This window comes from Streptosporangium sp. NPDC003464, from assembly GCF_053588315.1.
In genome coordinates this window covers 1-1,657 of sequence record NZ_JBSFPS010000538.1, presented here as the reverse complement: position 1 = coordinate 1,657, position 1,657 = coordinate 1, and the positions used below count along the sequence as shown (strand labels likewise).

Below are 1,657 nucleotides of genomic sequence, written 5' to 3'. Positions count from 1 at the left end.
CGGCGAACAGGGTCTCGGTGGCGGTGGGCGACAGCGAGACGATCCGCTCGGGCCGCTTGGCGATGGCGACCGGGCCGTTGCCCGCCTCCACCGTGCGCGGTCCTGGCCGCGGTCCAGTCCGACGACGCCTTCCAGAGCTGGGGCTGGCGCATCCCGTTCCTGCTGTCGGGCCTGCTGGTGCTGCTGGGCCTGTGGATCCGGCTGTCCATCAGCGAGTCGCCGATCTTCCAGCAGGCCGTCGCGGAGGCCAAGCCCAGGGCGAGCATGCCCATCGTGGAGGTCTTCCGGTACCACTGGCGCGATGTGATCACCGCGATCGGCGCCCGTTTCGCGGAGAACGTCTCCTACTACGTGCTCACCGCGTTCGTGCTGGTCTACGCGACGGAGGCGGCCGGTCTGACCAAGCCCGTCGTGCTCAACGCGGTGCTGATCGGCTCGGCCATCCACTTCTTCTCGATCCCCATGTGGGGCGCGCTCTCCGACAGGCTCGGCCGCCGGCCGGTCTACCTGCTCGGCGCGGCCGGGGTGGGACTGTGGTCCTTCGCCTTCTTCCCGCTGATCGACACCAAGAACTTCGCCGCGGTCACCCTCGCGGTGACGGTCGGCCTGATCCTGCACGGCGCGATGTACGGCCCGCAGGCGGCGTTCTTCTCCGAGCTGTTCGCCACGCGGATGCGCTACTCCGGCGTGTCGATCGGCGCCCAGCTCGCCTCGATCGTCGCCGGCGGCCTGGCCCCGCTGATCGCGGTGGCCCTGCTGGGCGCCTACAACTCCTCGTTCCCGGTCATGCTGTACATGCTCGCCGCCGCCGCGCTCACCCTGATCACCGTGTTCGTCTCCCGGGAGACCCGGGGCCGCGACCTCGCCACCCTGGGCGCCGCCGACGACTCCCCCAAGACCCCCACCACCCGCTGAACCGTACGGAGAGACATTCGATGCGCCTGGACAACCGGCGGGTGCCCACCGCCCGGATCACACAGAACGTGCTTTCGACCGGCGAGACCGGGGGCGAGGCGGTCCTGTTCGTGCACGGGAACGTGTCGAGCTCCGTCTTCTGGCGGGACACGCTGACGGCCCTGCCGGGCGGCTACCGGCCGCTCGCGGTGGACCTGCGGGGCTTCGGCGACAGCGACCCCGCGCCGGTCGACGCCACCCGCGGCCTGCGGGACTACTCCGACGACGTGCTCGCGCTGGTCGACGCCCTCGATCTGGACGGCGTGCACCTGGTGGGCTGGAGCATGGGCGGTGGCGTGGTGCTCCAGGCGCTGCGCGACCGGCCGGCCGCCGTGCGGAGCGTGACGCTGGTCAACCCGGTCTCGCCGTACGGCTTCGGCGGCACGCACGGGCCGGACGGCGCGCTGAACCACCCCGACGGGGTCGGGGGCGGGGCGGGGGCGGCCAACCCCGACTTCGTGAAGCTGCTGGCGGCCGGGGACCGCTCCGACGACTCCCCGGTGTCGCCGAGGAACGTCCTGCGGAGCGCGTACGTCAAGCCGGGCACGGTGGTCGAGGACGAGGACGCCCTCGTGGAGTCGATGCTCTCGACGAGGATCGGCGAGGACCACTACCCGGGCGACGCGGTCGCCTCCGAGGTGTGGCCCGGGGTCGCCCCCGGCACCCGCGGGGTGCTCAACGCGCTGGCCCCCACGCACTTCCG

General features: G+C 72.2%; 2 protein-coding genes. Both read left to right on the top strand.

Annotated features, from left to right (window positions below; translation table 11 throughout):
• Nucleotides 1–102: 102 nt before the first annotated feature.
• On the top strand, nucleotides 103–915 hold the full coding sequence (locus ACWDS7_RS48315) for an MFS transporter (RefSeq protein WP_451934805.1): 813 nt from the start codon (nucleotides 103–105) through the stop codon (nucleotides 913–915).
• A 20-nt stretch (nucleotides 916–935) separates the two neighbouring features.
• The coding region (locus ACWDS7_RS48310) for an alpha/beta fold hydrolase (protein WP_451934804.1) at nucleotides 936–1,657 on the top strand (722 nt) is incomplete at its 3' end.